This window comes from Allobosea sp. 01N443 (assembly GCF_056399325.1).
Genome location: NZ_JBFTRC010000027.1, coordinates 1 through 21,203, shown reverse-complemented (window position 1 = coordinate 21,203; position 21,203 = coordinate 1). Strand labels below are relative to the sequence as shown.

The following is a 21,203-nucleotide window of genomic DNA, read 5'->3' as shown; positions in this document are numbered from 1 at the left end:
CGGTGCGTGATGTGAGCGGTCTCGATTCCTTCGACTGGCGCTTGATCGATGCGCTCCAGCAGGATGCCTCCCTGACGAATGGCGCGCTGGCCGAGAAGGTCGGGTTGTCGGCGAGCCAGATTTCCCGCCGGCGCCAACGGCTCGAGGAGGAGGGGACGATCCGCGGCTACCGCGCGCTGATCGATCCGGCAGCCGTCGGGCTCGGCGTGACCGTCTTCATCCATGTCGCGCTGAACACTCATTCGCGTGACAATGCCCGCCGCTTTCGCGATCTCGTCAGGCTGACTCCCGCGATCCTGGAGGCGCATGCCCTGACGGGTGAGGCGGATTATCTGCTCAAGGTTGCGGTCGGCGACCTCAAGGAGCTCTCGCGCTTCGTCAACGAGATCCTGATGCCGCATGAAAGCGTCGCGCGGGTCCGCTCGGAAATCGCGCTCGAGACGTTGAAGGAGCCGGGGCTCCTGCCGTTGCCTTCGTCATGATCGCGTCAAGGTTCCCTTCCATGCGGGGCGGCTTGTGAAGCCCGTGACCCGGGTGCAGGTTACGCCGCCGCTTTGCGGTGAATGGCCTAAACGAGGGAGCCTCTCGATGTTCAACGCAAAATCTCTGCTGGACGCGCTGGTCAGCGCCGGCAATCAAGCCGGTCAGCAGGTCGGCCAGTCCGGGGGGCTCGGCGGAATGCTGGGCAATCTGGCGCAACAGGTTCAGCAGGCCGGTGGTTCGGGTGGCATTGGCGGCCTCGTCGGCAGCGTGCTCGGCCAGGCGRCGCAGGGCATGCAGGATGCCGCGCGCCAGACAKGGCTGGAGCAGAAGGCGAGCGACGTTCTCGGCCAGGTCTCCGGCGGCAAGACGCCCGACCAGTTGCTGGAACAGGCCAAGGGGATGTTCAGCAGCAATCCGGCCGTGGCGACTGCGGTGCTCGGCGGCCTCGGCGCCTTGCTCTTCGGTTCCTCGACAGGGCGTTCGGTTGCCGGCTCTGCGGCGAAACTCGGCGGCCTCGCGCTGATCGGCGGCCTCGCCTACAAGGCCTACCAGAACCATCAAGCCGGCAAACCCCTGCTCGATCTGAAGCGTCAGGAGGTTCTGCCGGCACCAGTCGGGACCGGTTTCGAGCCGGAGGCCGCAAGCGAGGCAACGGCCCTGATCTTCATCCGGGCGATGATCGCAGCCGCTGCCGCCGACGGTCATATCGACACCGAGGAGCGCAATGCCATTCTCGGCGGCCTGCGCGACGCCGGTTTCGATCCGGAAGCCAATGCCTGGCTCGCCCATGAAATGGCCAATCCGGCTTCGGTCGATGTCCTCGCCGAAGCGGCGGAAACGCCGGAACTCGCGGCGCAGATCTACACGGCGGCTCGCATCGCCATCAATCCTGATACGCCCGCGGAGAAGGACTTCCTCGCCGGGCTTGCGGGCTCGGTCGGGCTCGATGCCGAACTGGTCGCCAATATCGACGCGGCCGCGAGCGCGGCGAAAGCCTGACGCCGTTCCAATCGGCGCGATCAGGGTGCGCGGCGCGCACCCTGATCGTCTTCGAAGACCGGTCGGAAGAACGAGCGTTCATAGCTGATGATGAAGCGGTGCTTCTCGTTCATCGCCACGGCCGCCAGGCATTCCTCGTCCCTGAACGAGGCGGTGCGATACTCCTCATAGGCCGCAAGCGACGGAAAGCTGAACATCGCCAATGCGACGTTCGACGTGCCTTCCGAGGGCATGAAATAGCCGTGATGCTTGCCGCCGAATTTCTCGACCAGCCTGATCCAGAGCTTGCCATAGGCCTCGAAGGCCGGCAGCTGGTAGGGATCGACGATATAGCTCAAATGGCAGGTGATCATCGTCATGCTGCCTTCGCGTTGGCGAGGAAGCTCTTCATCCGCTCCAGCGCGCGTTCGATGTTCTCCAGCGAGTTGGCATAGGACAGGCGGATATAGCCTTCGCCATGGATGCCGAAATCGGGCCCGCCGATCGTCGCGACACCCGCATCCTCGAGCAGGGCGGAGGCCAGTTTCTTCGCCTTCCACCCGGTCTTCGAGATATTCGGGAAGGCGTAGAAGGCGCCTTTCGGCACGGCGCAGGACACATCGGGCAAGGCGTTCAAGCCGGCGACCACCGCCTTCCGGCGCCGATCGAACTCTGCGACCATGGCATGCACCGCGTCCTGCGGGCCGGTGAGCGCGGCGAGCCCCGCCCATTGCGCCGGGGCGTTGACGCAGGAATGCGAATTGACCGCGAGCTTGCGGGCATTGTCGTAGAGCGGCTTCGGCCAGACCGAGAACCCCATGCGCCAGCCGGTCATGGCATAGGTCTTGGACCAGCCATTGAGCAGGATCAGCCGGTCGCGAATTTCGGGATAGCTCAGCAGGCAGACGTGCTTCTCGCCGTCATAGAGCATCTGGTCGTAGATCTCGTCCGACATCACCGCGACATCGGGGAAGCGGCTGAGCCCGGCGACGAGCTTGTCGACCTCGGCCTTCGGCGTGACGCCGCCGGTCGGGTTTGCCGGCGAATTGACGATCAGCAGCCGGGTTTTGGGCGTGATCAGCGAGAGCGTCTCCTCGGCCGAGAAGGCAAAGCCGTTCTCCTCGCGGATCGGTACCGGGATCGGGGTCGCGCCGGTGAACTCGATCATCGAGCGATAGATCGGGAAGCCGGGATCGGGATAAAGGATCTCGGCGCCGGGCTCGCCGAACATCAGGATCGCCATGAACATGGTGACCTTGCCGCCCGGCACGATCATCACCTCTTCCGGCGAGACGTCGACCGAGAAGCGCTTGTGCACGTCGGCGGCGACCGCCTCGCGCAGCGGCAGGATGCCATTGGCCGGCGTATAGCCGTGATGGCCGTCGCGCAGCGCCTTCACCGCGGCCTCGACGATGTGGTCGGGCGTCGGGAAATCGGGCTGGCCGATGCCGAGATTGATGATGTCCTTGCCCTTGCGCTGCAGCTCGGTCGCTCGTGCCAGCACGGCGAAAGCGTTTTCCTCGCCGATCCGGGCGAAGGAGGAGACGGTCTGCAGCGTCATGGTGCGTTTTCCTCTGCAAGCTCTCGACGAGGCGGCCCTGTCGTGGGCCTTGCGCTGTCGTGGTGCGCTGTCTTGGCCGGAAACGCAGCGGCGATGCAAGCCCGCCGTCTGCACCGGCCGCCGGGCGCCCGCGCATTTGGAACACTTGCAAACTGCAGGGCGGCGACCTTTCCTGCGCAGCCGGCATCTGCATGGATTGGCGAAGTAATTTGTGTGCTGTATGCAGAATGCAGGTGACGCGATTTGGTCGAATTTGGCTCTTGTCGCGCGCATGGCGATCGGCATGATTGGCTGGTCAAATCGATTTAAAGACCATGGCGGACGCGGCGCGAAGGCTGCGCGCCGGTGCGAGAGGGAATGACGGGGATGGCCAAGACGCCTGCAAGGAAGTCGGTCCGCAAGATCAAGCCGGAGCAGCTGCGCTCCAAGGCCTGGTTCGACAATCCCGCCAATGCCGACATGACCGCGCTCTATATCGAGCGCACCATGAATTTCGGCCTGTCGCGCGAAGAGCTGCAGTCGGGCCGCCCGATCATCGGCATCGCCCAGACGGGCTCCGATATCGCGCCCTGCAACCGCCATCATATCGAGCTCGCCGCCCGCGTCCGCGACGGCATCCGCGAGATGGGCGGCGTGCCTTTCGAGTTCCCGATCCATCCGATCCAGGAAACCTGCAAGCGCCCGACCGCGAGCCTCGACCGCAACCTGCAATATCTCTCGCTCGTCGAGATCCTCTATGGCTATCCGCTCGACGGCGTCGTGCTGACGACCGGCTGCGACAAGACCACCCCGGCACAGATCATGGCGGCCGCCACGGTCGACATCCCGGCCATCGCACTGCCGGGCGGGCCGATGCTGAACGGCAATTTCCGCGGCGAGCGCACCGGTTCGGGCACGATCGTCTGGAAGGCGCGCCAGATGATGGCCGCCGGCGAAATCGACTATCGCGGCTTCGTCGATCTGGTGGCGTCGTCGGCTCCGTCGGCCGGCCACTGCAACACCATGGGCACGGCCTCGACCATGAACTCGCTGGCCGAGGCGATGGGCATGACCCTGCCCGGCGGCGCCGCCATCCCGGCGCCCTATCGCGACCGTTATGAGATGGCCTACCACACCGGCAAGCGCATCGTTGAGATGGTCTGGGAGAACCTGATCCCGTCGAAGATCCTGACACGCGAAGCCCTGGAGAACACCATCGTCGTCAACTCGGCGATCGGCGGCTCCACCAATGCGCCGATCCATGTCAACGCCATCGCCAAGCATATTGGCGTGAAACTCGACAACGAGGATTGGACTGCGATCGGCTACGACATCCCGCTGCTGGTCAACCTGCAGCCCGCCGGCGAATATCTCGGCGAGGATTTCTACCGCGCCGGCGGCGTGCCTGCGGTCGTTGCCGAGCTCGTCGCCAAGGGCAAGATCAAGCCCGCCATCACCGCCAACGGCAAGACGCTGGCCGAGAACTGCGAAGGCTTCTTCTCCGGCGATCGTCGGGTCATCAAGGCCTATGACGAGCCGATGAAGGCGCAGTCCGGCTTCCTCAATCTGCGCGGCAACCTGTTCGATTCCGCGATCATGAAGACCAGCGTGATCACGCCGGAATTCCGCAAGCGCTATCTCGAGAACCCGAAGGACCCAATGGCCTTCGAGGGCAAGGCAATCGTCTTCGACGGACCGGAGGATTACCACCACCGCATCGACGATCCGTCGCTCGCGATCGACGAGCACAGCGTGCTCTTCATTCGCGGCGTCGGGCCGATCGGCTATCCCGGCGCGGCCGAGGTCGTGAACATGCGGCCGCCGGATTACCTGATCAAGAAGGGCATCACGGCGCTGGCCTGTATCGGTGACGGCCGCCAGTCCGGCACGTCGGGCTCGCCCTCGATCCTGAACGCCTCGCCGGAAGCGGCGACCGGCGGCGGACTTGCGCTGCTGAAGACCGGCGACAAGGTCCGCATCGACCTGAAGAAGCGCACGGCCGACATCCTGATTTCCGACAAGGAGCTGGACGAGCGCCGCGTCGCGCTGAAGGCGGCCGGCGGCTACAAATATCCGAAGAGCCAGACCCCCTGGCAGGAGATCCAGCGCAAGATCGTTGGCGAGCTCTCCGAGGGCATGGTGCTGAAGCCGGCGGTCAAGTACCAGAAAATCCACAAGAAGTTCGGCGTTCCGCGCGACAATCACTAGTCGGTCGTCGCTGGCGCAGGAGCGCGCCGCTTTGCTGCTCACGCTGAGGCAGATCGAGGTCTTCCGCGCCGTGATGCGCGCTCGCACCATCGTCGGTGCGGCGCGCGATCTCGGTATCGCCCAGCCGACCGTGACCAAGACGGTGCGGCGGATCGAGGATATCTGCGCGTTTGCCCTGTTCGACCGGCATGGCGGCCGCCTGACGCCGACGGCGGAGGCGCATCGTCTTCTCGGTGAGGTCGACATCGCCTTCGACCAGCTCGAAGGCGCTTTGGCGCGGGCGCTCAGGCTGGCGCGGGCCGATACCGGCTCGCTCCGTCTCGGCGCTTCGCCGAGCATTGGCCGCGTCCTGATCCCGCGCGCAGCCGCCAGCCTGCTGAATGACCATCCCGGGCTCAGCCTGCATCTCGATATCCTGTCGGTCAGCCAGGTGATGGAGTATCTGCTCTCGGCTCAGGGCGAGGGTGCCGTCACCTTGTTCCCTATTCTTCATGCGGGAATCCGGAGCATATCGGTCGGGACCGGCAAGGCGGTTGCCGTGTGTCCGCGTGACTGGCCGCTGGCTTCGGCCAAGCGCCTGTCGCCCTCGGCTCTGGCTGGTATTCCGATCATCGTGTTCGAGCCACAATCCGTGCATGGTCAGGTCGTCGACGCGGTGCTGCGCGACGGTGGCGTCGTGCCGGAGCGGACGCATGTCGCCCGCTTCGCCGAAACCGCGATTGCGCTTGCCGAGGCGGGGCTCGGTCTTGCCATCGTCGACCGTTTCAGCGCGCTGGCGGCCAACCGCGATGTGGTCGCGCTTCTGCCGCTCGATCACCCGGCCCAGTACGAGGTCTTCCTGCATCGGAATGTCGAACGCGCGCGCAGTCGCCTGATCCAGCATTTCGAGACGGCCTTGCGGGCCGAGATCTCAAAAGTCGGGGCTGATCTATAGCCTCAGGCTATCGCGGGACGCAGGATTCGCTGTTGTCGCCCCTCCCCATCGATGGCCTTGTCGTTTGCAATAAGAGCAGGAGGAAACATCATGACGGACCCGTTGGCGCTTACCCCCATCCGGCCGGGCCCCCTGAGCAGGCGTGAGGCGATGGCGGCGGCGCTCGGGCTGCTTGCGGCAACGGCTGCCGGGCCGGCGCGGGCCCAGGCCTATCCGGTGCGGGCCATGCAGCTTGTCGTGCCCTTTGCCGCAGGTGGTGGCGTCGATGTCGTGACGCGCGTCGTTGCCGAAGCGGCGGGCGACGTGCTCAAGCAGCGCTTCGTCATCGAGAACCGCGGCGGTGCTGCCACGATCCTCGGCTCCCAGACCGTCGCCAAGGCGGAGCCCGACGGCTACACGCTGCTCGCTGCGCCGACCACGATGGTGATCAATCCCGCGCTGAAGGCGACTGTGCCCTTCGATTGGGAGAAGGATTTCGTCCCGGTCGCGATGATCGCGAAGCTGCCCTTCGTTGTTGCGGCCGGGAAATCCTATCCGGCCAATACGATGAAGGAACTGGCTGCGCATGGGCAGGCGAGCAAGCGGCCGATCACCTTCGGTTCGGGCGGCACCGGCACGGTCGCGCATCTGGCTGGAGAATTCTTCGGCCTGGTCTCGGATACCAAGGTCCAGCATGTGCCGTATCGCGGCGAAGCGCCAGCTTTGACCGATGCGATCAGCGGCAATATCGACGTCATGTTCTCGACCCTTGCCGGCGCCTCCAGCCACGTCAAGGGCGGCACGATGAAGGCGCTCGCGGTGACCACGGGCAAGCGTGCCTCGCTGTTGCCGGATGTGCCGACTGTCGCCGAGCAAGGCTATCCCGGCTACGACCTCTCGGCCTGGGTCGCCCTCGTCGCCCCCAAGGGAACGGCCCCCGAAGTGGTGCAGGTGCTCAATTCCGCGATCAATGCGGCCTTGGCCCGGCCCGATGTGAACGCCCGCCTGGTCGAGATCGGCGCCGAGCCGGCACCCGGCACGCCGGCCGAACTCGCGGCGTTCATGGCCAAGGATGCCGAAACTTGGGCAAAGGTGGTCAAGTCGGCTGCGATCAAGGTCGAGTGAGAGCGGTTCATGCTCGCGCTTCGCAAGACCGCCCCCGCGCCCGGGCTCTGGCTCGGTGAGATATCCGAGCCGAGTGCCGGTCCCGGCGAAGTGCTGCTTGAGGTTACGGCTGCAGGTCTTTGCGGCACGGATCTCCATATCGCGGACTGGTCGGGCGGGTACGAAGCGATGGCGGCCGCAATGCCGGTCACGCTCGGGCACGAGTTCGTCGGCCGCGTCCGGCATTTCGGTGAAGGCACCGACGGCATCGCGGTCGGGACACGCGTGGTGGTGCGTCCCTCCGTCGTCTGCGGGCGTTGTGAGCGTTGCCGCTCAGGACGGGCAGAGGATTGCGCCATGCGGACCGGCATCGGCATTGCTCGCAATGGCGGCTTTGCAGCCCTTGCCGCCGTTCCGACAGAGAATTGTATCGCACTCCCCGATGAGCTCGATGATGCAGTTGCGGCACTCGCCGAGCCCATGACGGTTTCGACCGAGGCCGTCGATACGGGCGGGGTGAAACCGGGCGATATGGTGCTGGTCATCGGGCCCGGTACGATCGGGCAAGGGGCGGCGCTGGCCGCCGAGGTGGCTGGTGCAGCGCGGGTTGTCGTGGCTGGGCGCGACGACGCGGTGCGCCTCGCCACCGTCGAGGCACTCGGCTTTCCCGAGACGGTTGACACGGCCGGGACGACCTTGCGAGAGGCGCTCACGCGCGTCGGCCTGCCTGTCAGCTATGATGTGATCATCGAGGCCGCGGGCGCACCGGTAGTGGTGCGGGAGGCGATCGATCTGCTTGCATTGCGCGGTGTCCTTGTCATCTGCGGGATTCATTCCCGTCCGGCGCCAATCGACCTGACGGCGCTTGTGCGGCGGCACCAGCAGATTCGCGGGAGTTATCGCTCGCCATTGGYAACGTGGCCGCGGGTGATCGCGCTCATKGCTGCGCAACAGGAGCGCATCCGGCGGATGATCAGTGAAGAGATGCCGCTCGCAGCGGGGCTCGACGCCTTTGCAAGAGCAAGCCGTCGCACTGCATCCAAGATCGTCCTGCGGCCATGACGGGCATGCCGTCAGGTTCGGCCGATTGGCCCGGACCAGTCTTCCTGGCGATCGGCAACAGCGTCGACCCGGCCATGCGCCCGGATTACGAGGTCTGGCACGGGGGCGAGCATGTCCCGGAGCGGCTGACTATGCCCGGCTTCCTCGCCGCGAAGCGTTACGCCGGGGGGCGTGGCGCCTCCGCCCGCTATCTGACGCTCTACGACCTCGGCTCGGCAGAGGCACTGGAGACGCCCGAATATCTCGATCTGCTTGCCAATCCGACCCCGGAAACGCGCAGGATGCGACCGGCCATGGGGGCGTTCAGCCGCTCTGTCTATCGTGAGACGGGCCGGGCCGGGCGTGGCCTCGGCCGCTATCTCGCTGGAGTGACATGGCAGGGCGCGGGTGAAGAGGCGGTGCCGCCACCGAGCCTGGTGGACCTGATCGGGCGTTCTGGCGTCCTCTCGGTCCGAACAGGCGTTGCCCTGGCGGCCAGGCCCCATCCCGCCTTTCCCACAATGCAGGATGCGAGTGCAGCGCAAGGCATTGCCCTGCTCAGCGGCTCAGACCGGGAGGCACTGCCTGCGCTGCTGCGCGGTGCTCTTGCCTCCAGGATTCCGAGCCCGGCCGGTCTCACGGCTTTCATCTACGAGCTGATTGCAGCCTATTGATCGGCCTCCATGCCGGTTGCGCATCGGTGCCGAGCCTTGACGCATGACGTGAAGGGCTGACAAACGGCACGCGCCCGGACAGTATGGGGCATCGCTCGGCCAACTCGCATCTGAAACGATTTAAAATGACCGACAGTCCGCAGATCGCCGCCTTTCGTGCACTTCACGAATCTGGCTGCTTCGTCATGCCGAACCCATGGGATGTCGGTTCGGCGCGCTGGCTGCGCGGGCAGGGTTTCAGGGCGCTGGCCACGACCAGCGCCGGTTTCGCCTTCACGCAGGGGCGGGCTGATCAGGACGTGCCGCGCGACATGATGCTCGCTCATATCGCGGATATGGTGAAAGCCGTACCCGACCTGCCGATCAATGCCGATTTCGAGAACGGCTATGCCGACGGACCGGCCGATGTCGCGCTCAATGTGAAAGCCTGTGTGGCGACCGGGGTCGCCGGGCTCTCGATCGAGGATGCGACCGGGCGCGATGACGTCCCGCTCTATCCTTTCGAGCTCGCGGTCGAGCGGATCCGCGCGGCGCGGCGGGCGATTGACGAGACCGGCTCCGGCGTTCTGCTGACGGCGCGTGCCGAGTGCTTTCTCACCGGCCATGACGATCCGCTGAACGAATCGGTCAGGCGCATTGCCGCCTATGCCGAGGCGGGCGCCGATGTGCTTTATGCACCCGGGCCAAAGACCCGCGAGCAGATCGCCGCGATTGTCGCGGCTGCCGGCGGCAAGCCGGTCAATGCGCTGATCTATGGCGATTTCGGCCTGACGGTGTCTGATGTCGCCGCACTTGGTGTCCGGCGCATCTCGATCGGCGCGGCGTTGGCGCGCGCGGCCTGGGCTGCCTTCATCGAGGCGACACGCCTGATCACCGAGCAGGGCAGTTTTGCAGGCTTCGCCGGCAACGGGCCGTCGGTCCCGCTTAACAATTTCTTCGAGGACGACCTCAAGGCGCGCTCGTGAGCAGCGAACTCGTCATTGCGCCCGAATGGCTCGGGCGAAGCGGCCTCTGGATGATCGACGCCAAGGACAGGCGCAAGGCGATCGACGCCGAGGACGCCGGTCTCTCCGAGGCGTTCGGCGATCGGCTGGAAGCCTGGATGGATGCGTTCGACGCGATCTACGATGAAGAGGACGAGGCGGCGTCGGCCTTCGCGAACGAGGTCGAGCGGCTTGTCTGGGAGGCGGAGGGTTCAGCGCTCGCCCATGYGGCCGCTGCCGAGCTCGGTGCTGGCTGGAATATCTCGCTCGATCTCTCCGCCTGGCATGCGCGGGGGAAATCATGACCCTTTCGCCTGATTGGAAAGCACCGCCCTTTCCGCCCGCCAAGGTACTGGAAGGGCGCTATTGTCGGCTCGAGCCGATCGATCCGGACCGGCATCTTGACGATATCTGGCAGGCCAATGGCGGGCATGATCAGATCTGGACCTGGATGCCGGCCCATCCGCCGCAGGATCGCGAAAGCTATCGCGAGCTGCTGACGACGATGGCGGCGAAGGCCGGCATCGTGCCGTTCGCGGCGATCGACAGGGCCGACGGCAAGGCCAAGGGCCATCTCTGGCTGATGGAGATCAGGCCCGAGCATGGCGTCTTCGAGGTCGGCTACATCACCTATTCGCCGAGCCTGCAGAAGACCCGGGTTGCGACCGAGGCGATCTATCTGTGCGGCGCCTACGGATTCTCGCTCGGCTATCGCCGTTTCGAGTGGAAGTGCAACACCCTGAACGAACCGTCGAAGCGGGCCGCTCTGCGCTTCGGCTTCCAATACGAGGGTCTGTTCCGCCAGCACATGGTGGTGAAGGGCAGGAATCGCGACACCGCCTGGTATTCGATCCTCGACAGCGAATGGCCGGTGCGGGCGCAAGGCTTCCAGCGCTGGCTGGATCCCGCGAATTTCGACGCCGAGGGCCGGCAGAAGCTGGCGCTCGGGACCTTCAACCAGATGCTGGGCGGGATCGATGGGCTGTCCTTGCGCCGGGCGTCATCCGGCGACATTCCCGCCATCAGGGCGCTGAAGAGCGCAGCCTATACGCCGAACGAGGCCATTATCGGCGTGCCTTCGCTCCCGCGGATCGCCGATTATGCGCAGGTCGTGGCCGAGCATGAGGTCTGGCTGGTCGACGGCGACAACGGGCTGGATGCCGCGCTTGTTCTCGAGATCTCTCCGGACGATTTCACGATCTGGAGCGTGGCGGTCTCCCCAGGGGCACAAGGGCRCAAGCTCGGTCTGCTGCTGATGCGCTTTGCCGACGAGCGCGCCGCCGCACTCAGCTTTGGTTCGGTGCATCTCTACACCCACGCGAAACTAACCGAGCGCATCGCCTGGTATGAGCGCCTGGGTTTCGCGGTTACCCATCACACTGATCTGGCCGATCGGCGCCTGACGCATATGCGCAAGCAGCTCTGACAATAAGCCGGCTTAACAAGAGGACCAAGGACATGGCAGGACGTTTGAAGGGCAAGGTCGCCGTCGTCACGGCCGCGGGGCAGGGCATCGGCCGGGCGATCGCGGAAGCCTTCGTCAGGGAAGGCGCGACGGTCTGGGCAACGGACAAGGATGTTGCGCTGCTGGAGGGAATCCCGAAGGCGAAGAAGCGCAAGCTCGACGTGCTTTCGAGCAAGGCCGTCGACGCTTTCGCCGAGAAGGTCGGACCGATCGACATCCTGGTCAATGCCGCCGGCTTCGTTCACCACGGCACCGTTCTGGACTGCGACGACAAGGCCTGGGATTTTTCCTTCGACCTCAACGTCAAGTCGATGCACCGCACGACCAAGGCCTTCCTGCCGGGGATGTTGTCGAAGGGCGCGGGCTCCATCGTGAATATCGCTTCGGGCGCCGGCTCGGTGCGCGGCATTCCAAACCGCTATGCTTATGGCGCGACCAAGGCGGCCGTGATCGGCCTGACCAAGGCAGTCGCCGCCGACTACATCAAGAAAGGCATTCGCGCGAACGCGATCTGCCCGGGCACGATCCAGTCGCCCTCGCTMKACCAGCGCATCGCCGATCTCGCCAAGGTGACGAAGACGACCGAGGCGGCTGCGCGTCAGGCCTTCGTCGACCGCCAGCCGATGGGCCGGCTTGGCACGGCCGAGGAAATCGCCTGGCTTGCCGTCTATCTGGGTTCCGACGAGTCGAGCTACACCACCGGGCAGATTCATCTCGCCGATGGTGGCTTCGCGCTCTGACGCAGGGAAGGGCGCGTCGATGCACGTCCTGGTGACAGGCGCGGCCGGCATGGTCGGCCGCAAGCTCGCAGCGCAGCTGGCGGCTGACGGTGCTTGCGCCGGCAAGGCTATCAGCAAGCTGACGCTGACCGATGTCGTTACGCCGGAGACGCCGGGGGGCTTTGACGGCGAGATCGAGATCCGCACCGAGGATTTCGCCGATCCCGCCATCGCCGCGGAGCTGATCGGGGCCCGCCCGCTCGTGATCTTCCATCTTGCTGCGATCATCTCCGGCGAGGCCGAGCGAGATTTCGACAAGGGCTATCGGATCAATCTCGACGGGACCCTGAGCCTGCTCGAGACGATCCGCCGGGAAGGACGGAAGGATGGCGGCTCCTATGTGCCCCGTCTCGTCTTCACCTCGTCGAGCGGCGTCTTCGGCGCGCCCTATCCGGCGGTGATTCCGGACGAGTTCCATGCCACGCCGCTGACCTCATACGGGACGCAAAAGGCGATCGGCGAGCTGCTGCTTGCGGATTACGCGCGGCGGGGTTTCGTCGACGGCGTCGGAATTCGCTTCCCGTCGATTGCCGTGCGCCCGGGCAAGCCGAACGCCTCGGCCGGTGGCTTCTTCTCCAGCATCATCCGCGAGCCGCTGGTCGGGCTGGAGGCGTCATTGCCGGTCGGCGACGATCTCGTGTTCACGCATGCGAGCCCGCGTTCTGCTGTCGGCTTCCTGCTCCATGCTGCCGGGCTGGACCGCGAAACCCTCGGCCCGCGGATCAATCTGACCATGCCGGGCGTCTTCTGCTCGGTCGGGGAGCAGATCGCGGCCCTGCGGCGCGTGGCCGGCGAGAAGGCGGTCAATCTGATCCGCCGTGCTCCGGACAAGGCAGTCACCGAGATCGTCGCCGGCTGGCCGACCGGCTTCGAGGCCAGGCGCGCGCTTCGGCTCGGTTTCCGGGCCGAAAAGGATTTCGACGAGATCATTCGCGTCCATATCGAAGATGAACTCGGCGGGCGCCTGCCACACTGATCAACAACAAGCACCAGGAAATCCCCATGCATATTCTCGTTCTCGGTGGCGCCGGCATGGTCGGCCGCAAGTTCATCGAAAGACTGGCCCATGACGGTCAGCTCGGCGGCAAGCCGGTCACCAAGATCACGGCCCAGGATGTCATCGCCGCAAGCGCGCCAGCCGCAGCGCCCTTCATCTTCGACGTCGTCGTCTCCGACATGTCGAACGAGGGGGAGGCCGAGTCGCTGATCGCTTCCCGCCCCGACCTGATCGTCCATCTCGCGGCGATCGTCTCGGGCGAAGCCGAGGCCGATTTCGACAAGGGCTACCGGATCAATCTCGACGGCACGCGCCATCTCTTCGAAGCGATCCGAAAGGTCGGCGGCGGCTACAAGCCGCGTGTCGTCTTCACCTCCTCGATCGCGGTCTTCGGTGCGCCCTTCCATGAGAAGATCGAGGACGAGTTCTTCACCACGCCGCTGACCTCCTACGGGACGCAGAAGGCGATCGGCGAGCTGCTGCTCTCCGATTACTCCCGCCGTGGCTTCTTCGATGGCGTCGGAATTCGCCTGCCGACGATCTGCGTGCGTCCGGGCAAGCCGAACAAGGCCGCGTCCGGCTTCTTCTCCAACATCATCCGCGAGCCGCTGAACGGTGAAGAGGCGGTGCTGCCGGTTTCCGATCAGGTCCGGCACTGGCATGCCTCGCCGCGTTCGGCCGTCGGCTTCCTCATCCATGCCGCGACGATGGATACCGGCGCCATCGGGCCTCGCCGCACCCTGACCATGCCCGGCTATTCCTGCACGGTGGCAGAGCAGATCGAGGCGTTGCGCAAGGTCGCCGGCGAGAATGTGGTGAAGCGGATCAAGCGGGTTCCGGACCCGGTCATCGATGGCATCGTTGCCGGCTGGCCGCGCAACTTCAACCCGCAGCGTTCGACCGCGCTCGGCTTCAAGGCGGAAGCGAGCTTCGAGGAGATCATCCGCGCCCATATCGATGACGAGCTTGGCGGCAACTTCGTTAGGTAAGCCTGGAGCTCACGGCCAACAGCAATCAGCCCCGGCATCATCTGCCGGGGCTGTTTCGTTTCAGGCGACGCAGAATTCGCCGGGGGTCTCGATTTCGGGCGCGTGGGTCCAGCCCGTTGCTCCCCAGCTCTTCAGGGCAGCCCAGGTCGAGCGGTCGAGCCGGTACTGCTCGCAGGGGAACAGCCCGCCGCGAGCCGGCAGCGACTTCAAGAAGGAGCCCTCCTGCCGGAAGCCGGACTTCTCCAGCACCCGGCGTGAGGCCGGGTTGATGACGCGCGTGTCCGCCTCGATCGCCGGAATGTCGAGCAAGGTGAAGAGCGTGTCGATCAGAGCCTGCGCGGCCTCGGTCGTGTAGCCCTTGCCCCAGTGCGGGGTGCCGAGCCAGTAGCCGATGAAGGGGATGCCGGTCGCCTGCTTATGGGCGCCGATCATGCCGATGAGCTCGTTCGGCCTGGAGCGCGRCGTGATCGCCAGCGCCAGATGCTCGCCGAGCGCATTGCCCTTGCGCATGGCGAAAATGAAGGGCTCGACCGCATCCGCCGGATAGGGATGCGGGATCGAGGCCGTCATCTCGGCCACGGCTTTCTCCCCAGCCTGGCCCAGGATGGCGGAAGCGTCTGCCATGCGCGGCCAACGCAGCCAGAGACGGCGGGTCTCGAGCCGGAAGACATCGTCGCGGGTCAGTTCGGGGAACATCGGTCTCTCCGTCGGCGCAAACGAAAAAAGGGAGCTGGGACTTTGGTCCCATCTCCCCTTTCGCTTGACCTTCGGGAGACCCTTGTCGGGCCTTGCCCTTGATCCGATCGGTTCGATGGAACCGGCGGATCAAGGAACTTCCCTATCCGCCTTTTACTCTGCGGCCTCTTGGGCCGGGACTACGTTCACGAAAGCTCGGCCGAGTTTCGTCGTGAATCGGACTCGTCCATTGGTCGTCGCAAAGAGCGTATGGTCTTTGCCCATGCCAACGTTCACGCCGGCATGCCACTTGGTGCCGCGCTGACGAATAATGATGTTGCCGGCCACGACCGCCTGGTCGCCGAAGCGCTTCACGCCGAGACGCTTGCTTTCGGAGTCGCGACCATTGCGCGACGAGCCGCCTGCTTTTTTGTGAGCCATAACGCCCTACCTCGAAACTACTGTTGTCTCTCTAACCCGAATCGGCGGCAAAAGCCACCGGTTCGGAGATGAAAGCCGAAGACTGCCTGACAGGAGCTGTCAGTAGTCCTCGCCGGAAGCCTGTTCGGCCTGGTCGACCTTGGCGCGCGGGGGCTTGCCGGCCAGGAGTTCCTTGGCCTGAACAACCCACTCCTCGCGGGTGGCGCGGCCACGCAGCTTGAGCTCTTCGTCCCACTTGGCGACGTCGGCCTCGGACCAAGCGGCGATGTCGTTCCAGGAGGTGATGCCGGCAGCGCGCAGCTTCTTCTCGATGGTCGGGCCGACGCCCGAGATCAGCGAGAGGTTCGAGGCGTCGAGCGCCTCAGCCTTGGCTTCAGCCTTCGCCTTGCCCTTGACGGCGCTGGCGGCGGCCTTCACGGCAACGGTCGAAGCGTCACCCTTCTTCATCTCGGGCTTCTTGCCGCCCGTGAGGATGTCGGTGATGCGCACGATCGTCAGCTCGGCGCGGAAGCCACGCTTGCGCTTCGAGTTCTGGCGGCGGCGCTTCTTGAAGGCGATGACCTTCTCGCCGCGGGCCTGGCGCACGATCTCACCGGCAAYGGTGATCTCGGCCAGTTCCTTCGCGCCGAGCGTCGACTTCTCGCCGTCGGTCAGCATCAGGACGTTGCCGAAGGCAACGGTATCGCCAGGCTCGCCTTCGAGCTTGGCAATGGTGATTTCATCGTTCGCGGCGACGCGGAACTGCTTACCGCCGGTCTTGATGACTGCGAACATCGTTGTTCTCCATGTTCAGCCCCGCCCTGTCATGGCCTCGCGAGGCGCATGCGGGACGGCTTTTTGGCAGTCGTTACGTGGTCGGGTTCACTCTTCGATCATGCCGGATGCCGCAACGCGGAGCCGGACACGCAAAAGAGATCAGGCGCGGGTTTCCCCACGCCGGACGAGGCTCGATAGTCTTGGCGGCTCTTCAGGTCAAGTCGCGAGGCTTCAGATTCGTCGGATTTATGACAGCGAGGAGACTTGTAACCGTCCGATGTGGCGTGTAGTAACCAGCCCGCTTCGACCGAAGGCGACCGCGGACAGGTGGCAGAGTGGTTGAATGCACCGCACTCGAAATGCGGCATACCCGCAAGGGTATCGGGGGTTCAAATCCCTCCCTGTCCGCCATCTTCCCGCTCAGGGTTTCATCGCCTCGAGCAATGGCCCCCCTGCGGAGCGCCGTTTGGCGTCAGCCGCAGAGCGCCCGCTGGATTTTTCCGCTCTCATCCACCTCGATCGTCACCCGCTCCCGGCGGTAATCCATCGTCATGGGCGAGCCGGGTGAAAGACGTCGCACCACACTTGCGCCGGTCGCACGCATGACCTCGGCGTCGCTCTTGCCGATCTGCCCTGCAAGGCGCTTGGCTCCTTCGGGCGAGCACGGACTTGGCGGCGCGGCACTGGATGGTTGACCGGCGGCCGTGCAAGCAGCGAGCGCCAATGCTGCGATCGAGCCGAGGAGGTGAAGAGATCTGGTCATGGGGCAAGACTATCCGCGAATTGCTCTTCGCCAAGCCCCTGTCCTCAAGGGCCGCGCCGTTTTCCGCTGAGGCGCAGGTCGAGGTTCTGCCCTTGCCCCGGCTGGCTCGCTCTGAGCGCCAGGGCCAACCCTTCTGCGTGCCGGCTGATCGTCAGCGTGGCCGGCGGACTGGGCCGAACGCTCTCCGCCGTCTCGCGGAAGGACAATGCGAGATTGTCACCACGACGTGCGCCGGCGAGGTTTGCCACAGTGCCCTTGCTCTCGCGGAACTCACCGTCATAGCGCTGCGTCCTGGGATCATAGCGCAGATCGATCTTCACGGTCGTGGAGAGGACCAGCGCGGTCGAGCAATGGCCGCTTAAAGTGACCCGGGAGCCCTGCTGATCGCCGTCGAATTTGCAGTTCAGTTTATGGCTCGATCCGCCCGCATTTTCGAGCGTCCCGGTGCCCGTGAAGCGTCCTTCGAATGCCTGTAGAAAGGACGCTTCGTCGATCATGGCCTGCTGGGCTGAAGCCGGCGTCACCGCGGTCGTCGCAAGCATCACGGTGAATGCCTTGAGCATGTGATCATGTTTCATGGCCGTTCCTCCTGCCGGCTAAACGCCCGAGGCAGGGATCGGATCAGTCCTTCTCGAAAATCGTGATCTCCTGGAGAGATGTTCGCCCGCGCGCTCCTGCGAATATCCAGGCGCGCGATGCAGATGTCAGCGGTCCCACCGGGCCATGAGCCCCCTTGTCGCACTGCAGATATTCCCGGAACCGATCGGGAGGCCGGGAATTACCTCTCTGTCACGCCGCAGCGGTCTCCGACTGCGGCCCAACAAGAAGGTTATCCCAAAAATGCGTCCCATTGCTCTTGCTCTCGCCGCCACCGTGCTTTCCAGCGCCGCTTTCGCGCAGACCGCTCCCACTCCGGCTCAGGCTCCGGTCTTCGTCTCAGTGAACGAAGCATCCGCCCTGACCAGCAGTCTCAAGGGGCTCAACGTCAAGAATGCCGGTGACGAGAATGTGGGTGAGATCGAGGACGTCGTCATCGCCGGTAACTCCCTCGCCTCTTACATTCTGTCGGTCGGCGGCTTCCTTGGAATGGGCACGCACTATGTTGCGGTCAGCCCGAACGCGCTCGCCATCACCTGGAATGCGACCGACAAGAAGTGGAATGCCAGGATCAACGCCACCAAGGACCAGCTGAAAGCGGCGCCGCAGTTCAAATATGAAGGTCGCTTCGCGAAATAGGCTCAATCGCCATAGCCTTGAACAGGGCCCGGCTCCTCGAATGGGGCGCCGGGCCCTTACGCTGTGGGACACGGCACTCTCGCGGAAACCCGTCTGCCGGATTGATCGCCGCGCCGGAGTTTTCAGTTCCAGGCCTCGTCTCCCTCGCCTCACCATCGCGGTCGCGGCGGAACTGACGAGGCGCGATCGACACCCGGCGCGACACGCGCGGAAGTTGCGAAGCTCACCACCGCAGATCGATGATACGCAGCATAAAGTCTAGCTGTCGGCCTCCCGAAGCGTGTGGAATCGTATGGTCAGCCGGGAGAGAGCGCAGGGCTAGTAATAATCTCGGGGGAACGCCGTTCTGCGGGAGGAGGCTGCTGTTCGGGAGGGCGGCAGCCTCTTTCCACAGGGCGGACATCGCTTTTCCCCTTCGGCTTCAGTCGCGGCAACTCCTGACACAGTCTTCGGCGAATCTGTATGATCGGGCGCGGGGGCTTGAACGGTGTGCAAGGTCAAGGGCGAGAGCCAGACGGCATCGTCTGCCAACGGGGCCTGACAATTGGTGTCCCGCGCCCATGCGATCTGCGCCATCTGTCCTGTTGGGAGTCGAAGCTCGGCGCATCATTTCGGATTGCCGGTCGGTCCTGAGCGGCGGCGGACAAGCAGGAGAGACTGTGCTGCAAGCTGCAGGGCTTCGTCCGCCCGGCGCTGCCATCGACGCGCGCCGATGATATCTCCGAGCAGAAGCCCACTCATGAAGGCGAGGATGAGCCATCCGATCATGTTGGGTCTCTCCCCGGGAGGAGGGGCCATGATGCTGGCGGCGCTTGTTCCCCGGCAAGCGACGAAGGTCCTGGCTTTTTGAGCGACGCCCCGCCGTGGCGCGCAGGGGCGTCGCATCCGACCGTTGGTGCGGATGATGGCCCTGGCTTCCTGAAAGGCGACGCCGGTTGCTCGATCAGCAATTGGACAACCTGAATTCGCCACATTGTTCCGCTAACAGTGCCGGGTCGACTTAGAAATGCTCGGCTTGGCTCATGTCTCCTGAGAGAGCACGGAGCCTCAACCCGTATCCCTTCGACGATTGATCGCTGCCTCGATGCAGCGCGCCCGTCGCATGCATTTCGCTCGACGATTCTCCAACACGAATGCCTTGCGGCCTCGCCGCGTGGCCAATGGACCTACATGCACAACAACATTGAAACGAAGCCTGTTGAGGCGCGTGCGCGCCCCGAGATCTTGAGGAAGAATGCCATCGTCCCGCTCAGGGCAGATCCGAACTGGAAGCCCGAACCCTGTGGCCTCAGCCGTGAGGAGCTCCGCAAGATCGTGRCTGAGATCCTAGGTTAGGGAGAAGCAACGATGCCTCGCACCTACTCCATCCCGTCGCGCCCGCGTCCATATCGCGTGCCGCAGTCCGGGCGCGCCGAACAGGCGCCGCTCCAGGGCGCGCGGCAGCACTATGAGCGTGCCCTGAAACTTGGTGATGCCGAAGCCTTGGCCGGTCATCGCATCGAGGCCGAGCGCTATTATCAGCTGGCCGAGCACTATCTGCGATCCGGCAGCGGTCGAGCCGCGTGAGAGCGGGTCTCTAGCGCGGTATCACCGTCTTGTGTCCACCGGCTTCGTGGTTGCGGAAAGCCCAAATGACTTTGGCCGCTTCCCAATGTTCGCGATCGCGGCCGTCCGGCTGGCCTTGCTCCATCCAGAGGGCATAGGCAATTTTGCGGATTTCCCGCTGGGCACTGTCCTTGCTGGCCATCTCTCGCTCCCTTCGCCAGTCACAACCGGATGAAACCGCGCGTTCGCTCCGGCGTTCCCCTGCCGCGACAATCTGGCTCGACCCCAGGGCCCAGGCTCGAGCCGCATCCTTTCTTGCGGCGGTCCGTGCCGGTGAAGCGGGGTCGCAGGAACGCGGTGCCGCTCACTCCGGGGCGGTGTCGAGCTTGTCCGAGAAACGATACTTGAAATCGCAGTGCGAAGCGCCCTCCATCACGGTCTGGCTGCGCTCCAGCGAGATCCGTGGGTCGTAACCCGTGCAAAAGACTCCGTCGCGATTGCACGAGAGCAGATGGCCGATATGGCCGAGGCCCATCTCCCGATAGGTCTCAGCATAGCGGCACCGTTTGACGTTGTAGTGAAATTCCGCGTCGGTGGCCTTGATGACCTCGATCGTCAGCGCATCGTCCTGCGTCCAGAGATCCTGGAGTTCCTGGAAGGTGCGCAGTGTCGTCCCTCCCGGTGTCTTGGCGGCAAAGGCCTTGCCGGTCTCAACGGCGGCCCGCCTGATCGCCGTGTCGAGAATGGATTGTGCCAACTCTTCGCCCAGCTTTTCACGCATGACCTCGTAGATCGGCGCGATGATTCCGGCCTCGATCTTGCGACGTGCGAGAATTCCGATCTCGCCATCGATCGCAGTGCGCGAACCGGCCTCAGAGTCCTTGTCCATCATGGTATTCCCCTGGATTGCCCGGCGTCGGCATCGCGCTGGCACGACGAGGCCCGCTGCCGTCGGATGATGTCATGCGAGGCCGGCCCGACCGCCGCAAATGATAGCGTCGCATCTTGGCTCGATGGACGGAAATGACAAGATTCCCTGCAGGCAGCCGGCACGGCAGCCTGGCATGCCGGTGACACCGGCCAGCGTCAGCGCGTGGCTTTGTGGCAGCCTTCGTGGAGCGAGAGCGGAGTCTTGATGGGGACGCTGCGTCCGCGACCTTGGCCGGCAAAGTTCGGTATCGCCGGTCGGACCAGGTTCTTGGCCGGGGTGTGGGGTCAGTGCTTGACGATGGTCGGCTTGGGCGCTGCCGGAGCCGCCTGTCCCCCGAGCGGGAAGGCGACTGTGAAGAGCCCGATCGTACCGCGCGGGCGGTTCTCGACCCCCACCTCGCGAAGGACCTTCAATCGCGTCGAGATCGGGAGGCCACCAACCTCGAAATTATAACCGATGGTTCCGCCGATCGCCGTGGTCCGACCCTTGAACGGGCCCAGCGAGGCGCCGCTGCCGCCATCCCCGCTCACCTGCTGGTAATGGCCGACCTGCACGCCGATGGAAAAGTCCTTGCTCAGGTACTGGCTGATCGAAAGATCGGCGTGAAAGGCGTTGCCGCTGTTGTAGTCGGTGGCAGTGTTCGTGCCGTTGATCTCGAATCCGGCTGCGGCCGAGACTTCCAGCCCCGTGGTCGTGTTGAGA

General features: G+C 64.7%; 26 protein-coding genes and 1 tRNA gene. 16 read left to right on the top strand and 11 right to left on the bottom strand.

From position 1 onward, the window contains the following. Positions 1-2: 2 nt before the first annotated feature. Together AC1DRP_RS10120 and AC1DRP_RS10115 are read left to right on the top strand one after the other, a co-directional pair. Positions 3-482 (top strand): Lrp/AsnC family transcriptional regulator, encoded by a 480-nt coding sequence (locus AC1DRP_RS10120; RefSeq protein WP_441505779.1) that lies wholly within the window; start codon positions 3-5, stop codon positions 480-482. Positions 483-588: 106 nt separating this feature from the next. After that, the gene (locus AC1DRP_RS10115) at positions 589-1,482 is read left to right on the top strand and encodes a tellurite resistance TerB family protein (protein WP_476768432.1); all 894 of its coding nucleotides are present in this window, start codon (positions 589-591) and stop codon (positions 1,480-1,482) included. Positions 1,483-1,502: 20 nt separating this feature from the next. Here AC1DRP_RS10115 and AC1DRP_RS10110 read toward each other — a convergent pair whose 3' ends face one another. Together AC1DRP_RS10110 and AC1DRP_RS10105 are read right to left on the bottom strand one after the other, a co-directional pair. Continuing rightward, positions 1,503-1,835: an NIPSNAP family protein gene (locus AC1DRP_RS10110; RefSeq protein ID WP_441505815.1), complete on the bottom strand. Its 333-nt coding sequence runs from the start codon at positions 1,833-1,835 to the stop codon at positions 1,503-1,505. A gap of 2 nt (positions 1,836-1,837) precedes the next feature. Beyond that, positions 1,838-3,022: a pyridoxal phosphate-dependent aminotransferase gene (locus AC1DRP_RS10105; protein ID WP_476768431.1), complete on the bottom strand. Its 1,185-nt coding sequence runs from the start codon at positions 3,020-3,022 to the stop codon at positions 1,838-1,840. Between the two features lie 366 nt (positions 3,023-3,388). On the opposite strand from AC1DRP_RS10105, the gene AC1DRP_RS10100 reads away from it, so the two are divergent. From AC1DRP_RS10100 to denD (AC1DRP_RS10050), 11 genes are all read left to right on the top strand, one after another. Then, complete coding sequence (locus AC1DRP_RS10100) at positions 3,389-5,209, top strand: IlvD/Edd family dehydratase (protein WP_441492460.1); 1,821 nt, start codon at positions 3,389-3,391, stop codon at positions 5,207-5,209. A gap of 31 nt (positions 5,210-5,240) precedes the next feature. After that, entirely contained in the window at positions 5,241-6,143 is a 903-nt protein-coding gene (locus AC1DRP_RS10095; protein WP_441505776.1) for a LysR family transcriptional regulator, read from the top strand. A gap of 90 nt (positions 6,144-6,233) precedes the next feature. After that, a complete protein-coding gene (locus AC1DRP_RS10090; protein WP_476768430.1) occupies positions 6,234-7,247 on the top strand; it encodes a tripartite tricarboxylate transporter substrate binding protein in 1,014 nt (337 codons plus the stop codon). A 9-nt stretch (positions 7,248-7,256) separates the two neighbouring features. Next, positions 7,257-8,288, top strand: coding sequence for a zinc-dependent alcohol dehydrogenase (locus AC1DRP_RS10085; RefSeq protein ID WP_476768429.1), 1,032 nt, complete (start codon positions 7,257-7,259; stop codon positions 8,286-8,288). Beyond that, positions 8,285-8,941: a hypothetical protein gene (locus AC1DRP_RS10080; protein WP_441505773.1), complete on the top strand. Its 657-nt coding sequence runs from the start codon at positions 8,285-8,287 to the stop codon at positions 8,939-8,941. The genes AC1DRP_RS10085 and AC1DRP_RS10080 overlap by 4 nt, the downstream gene beginning before the upstream one ends. A gap of 125 nt (positions 8,942-9,066) precedes the next feature. Further along, the gene (locus AC1DRP_RS10075) at positions 9,067-9,906 is read left to right on the top strand and encodes an isocitrate lyase/PEP mutase family protein (protein WP_441505772.1); all 840 of its coding nucleotides are present in this window, start codon (positions 9,067-9,069) and stop codon (positions 9,904-9,906) included. Continuing rightward, positions 9,903-10,229, top strand: a complete 327-nt coding sequence (locus AC1DRP_RS10070) for a hypothetical protein (protein ID WP_476768428.1) — start codon at positions 9,903-9,905, stop codon at positions 10,227-10,229. Before AC1DRP_RS10075 ends, AC1DRP_RS10070 begins: the two co-directional genes overlap by 4 nt. After that, complete coding sequence (locus AC1DRP_RS10065; protein ID WP_476768427.1) at positions 10,226-11,350, top strand: GNAT family N-acetyltransferase; 1,125 nt, start codon at positions 10,226-10,228, stop codon at positions 11,348-11,350. Before AC1DRP_RS10070 ends, AC1DRP_RS10065 begins: the two co-directional genes overlap by 4 nt. A 32-nt stretch (positions 11,351-11,382) precedes the next feature. After that, entirely contained in the window at positions 11,383-12,129 is a 747-nt protein-coding gene (locus tag AC1DRP_RS10060; RefSeq protein ID WP_476768426.1) for an SDR family oxidoreductase, read from the top strand. A 19-nt stretch (positions 12,130-12,148) separates the two neighbouring features. Continuing rightward, positions 12,149-13,144 carry a D-erythronate dehydrogenase gene (gene denD, locus AC1DRP_RS10055; protein ID WP_441505770.1) on the top strand — a complete coding sequence of 332 codons (996 nt, stop codon included), beginning with the start codon at positions 12,149-12,151 and terminating at the stop codon, positions 13,142-13,144. A 26-nt stretch (positions 13,145-13,170) separates the two neighbouring features. Next, positions 13,171-14,154: a D-erythronate dehydrogenase gene (denD, locus tag AC1DRP_RS10050; RefSeq protein WP_441505769.1), complete on the top strand. Its 984-nt coding sequence runs from the start codon at positions 13,171-13,173 to the stop codon at positions 14,152-14,154. Between the two features lie 60 nt (positions 14,155-14,214). On the opposite strand, the gene AC1DRP_RS10045 is transcribed toward denD (AC1DRP_RS10050), so the two are convergent. The 3 genes from AC1DRP_RS10045 to rplU all read right to left on the bottom strand — a co-directional run bounded on the left by AC1DRP_RS10045 (position 14,215) and on the right by rplU (position 16,044). Beyond that, complete coding sequence (locus tag AC1DRP_RS10045; protein WP_476768425.1) at positions 14,215-14,850, bottom strand: GNAT family N-acetyltransferase; 636 nt, start codon at positions 14,848-14,850, stop codon at positions 14,215-14,217. A gap of 153 nt (positions 14,851-15,003) precedes the next feature. After that, positions 15,004-15,270, bottom strand: a complete 267-nt coding sequence (rpmA, locus tag AC1DRP_RS10040; protein ID WP_043241804.1) for a 50S ribosomal protein L27 — start codon at positions 15,268-15,270, stop codon at positions 15,004-15,006. A 99-nt stretch (positions 15,271-15,369) separates the two neighbouring features. Then, positions 15,370-16,044, bottom strand: a complete 675-nt coding sequence (gene rplU, locus AC1DRP_RS10035) for a 50S ribosomal protein L21 (RefSeq protein ID WP_476768424.1) — start codon at positions 16,042-16,044, stop codon at positions 15,370-15,372. Positions 16,045-16,347: 303 nt separating this feature from the next. On the opposite strand from rplU, the gene AC1DRP_RS10030 reads away from it, so the two are divergent. Continuing rightward, positions 16,348-16,437: transfer RNA gene (locus tag AC1DRP_RS10030), tRNA-Ser, on the top strand. Positions 16,438-16,498: 61 nt separating this feature from the next. On the opposite strand, the gene AC1DRP_RS10025 is transcribed toward AC1DRP_RS10030, so the two are convergent. Continuing rightward, complete coding sequence (locus AC1DRP_RS10025) at positions 16,499-16,789, bottom strand: I78 family peptidase inhibitor (RefSeq protein ID WP_441505768.1); 291 nt, start codon at positions 16,787-16,789, stop codon at positions 16,499-16,501. 44 nt (positions 16,790-16,833) lie between these two features. Then, a complete protein-coding gene (locus AC1DRP_RS10020; protein ID WP_441505767.1) occupies positions 16,834-17,367 on the bottom strand; it encodes a hypothetical protein in 534 nt (177 codons plus the stop codon). A gap of 262 nt (positions 17,368-17,629) precedes the next feature. Between AC1DRP_RS10020 and AC1DRP_RS10015 the strand changes: the two genes are divergently transcribed. After that, positions 17,630-18,025, top strand: a complete 396-nt coding sequence (locus tag AC1DRP_RS10015; protein WP_069878801.1) for a PRC-barrel domain-containing protein — start codon at positions 17,630-17,632, stop codon at positions 18,023-18,025. Positions 18,026-18,631: 606 nt separating this feature from the next. On the opposite strand, the gene AC1DRP_RS10010 is transcribed toward AC1DRP_RS10015, so the two are convergent. Further along, positions 18,632-18,793: a hypothetical protein gene (locus AC1DRP_RS10010; protein ID WP_476768423.1), complete on the bottom strand. Its 162-nt coding sequence runs from the start codon at positions 18,791-18,793 to the stop codon at positions 18,632-18,634. A 579-nt stretch (positions 18,794-19,372) separates the two neighbouring features. Here AC1DRP_RS10010 and AC1DRP_RS10005 point away from each other — a divergent pair. Then, positions 19,373-19,591 (top strand): DUF4167 domain-containing protein, encoded by a 219-nt coding sequence (locus AC1DRP_RS10005; RefSeq protein ID WP_476768422.1) that lies wholly within the window; start codon positions 19,373-19,375, stop codon positions 19,589-19,591. Positions 19,592-19,601: 10 nt separating this feature from the next. Here AC1DRP_RS10005 and AC1DRP_RS10000 read toward each other — a convergent pair whose 3' ends face one another. From AC1DRP_RS10000 to AC1DRP_RS09990, 3 genes are all read right to left on the bottom strand, one after another. After that, a complete protein-coding gene (locus AC1DRP_RS10000; RefSeq protein WP_476768421.1) occupies positions 19,602-19,772 on the bottom strand; it encodes a DUF2934 domain-containing protein in 171 nt (56 codons plus the stop codon). Between the two features lie 162 nt (positions 19,773-19,934). Next, positions 19,935-20,459 (bottom strand): L-2-amino-thiazoline-4-carboxylic acid hydrolase, encoded by a 525-nt coding sequence (locus AC1DRP_RS09995; protein WP_476768420.1) that lies wholly within the window; start codon positions 20,457-20,459, stop codon positions 19,935-19,937. A gap of 326 nt (positions 20,460-20,785) precedes the next feature. Beyond that, positions 20,786-21,203 (bottom strand): SphA family protein (locus tag AC1DRP_RS09990; protein ID WP_476768419.1); only part of this gene is annotated, 418 nt, incomplete at its 5' end.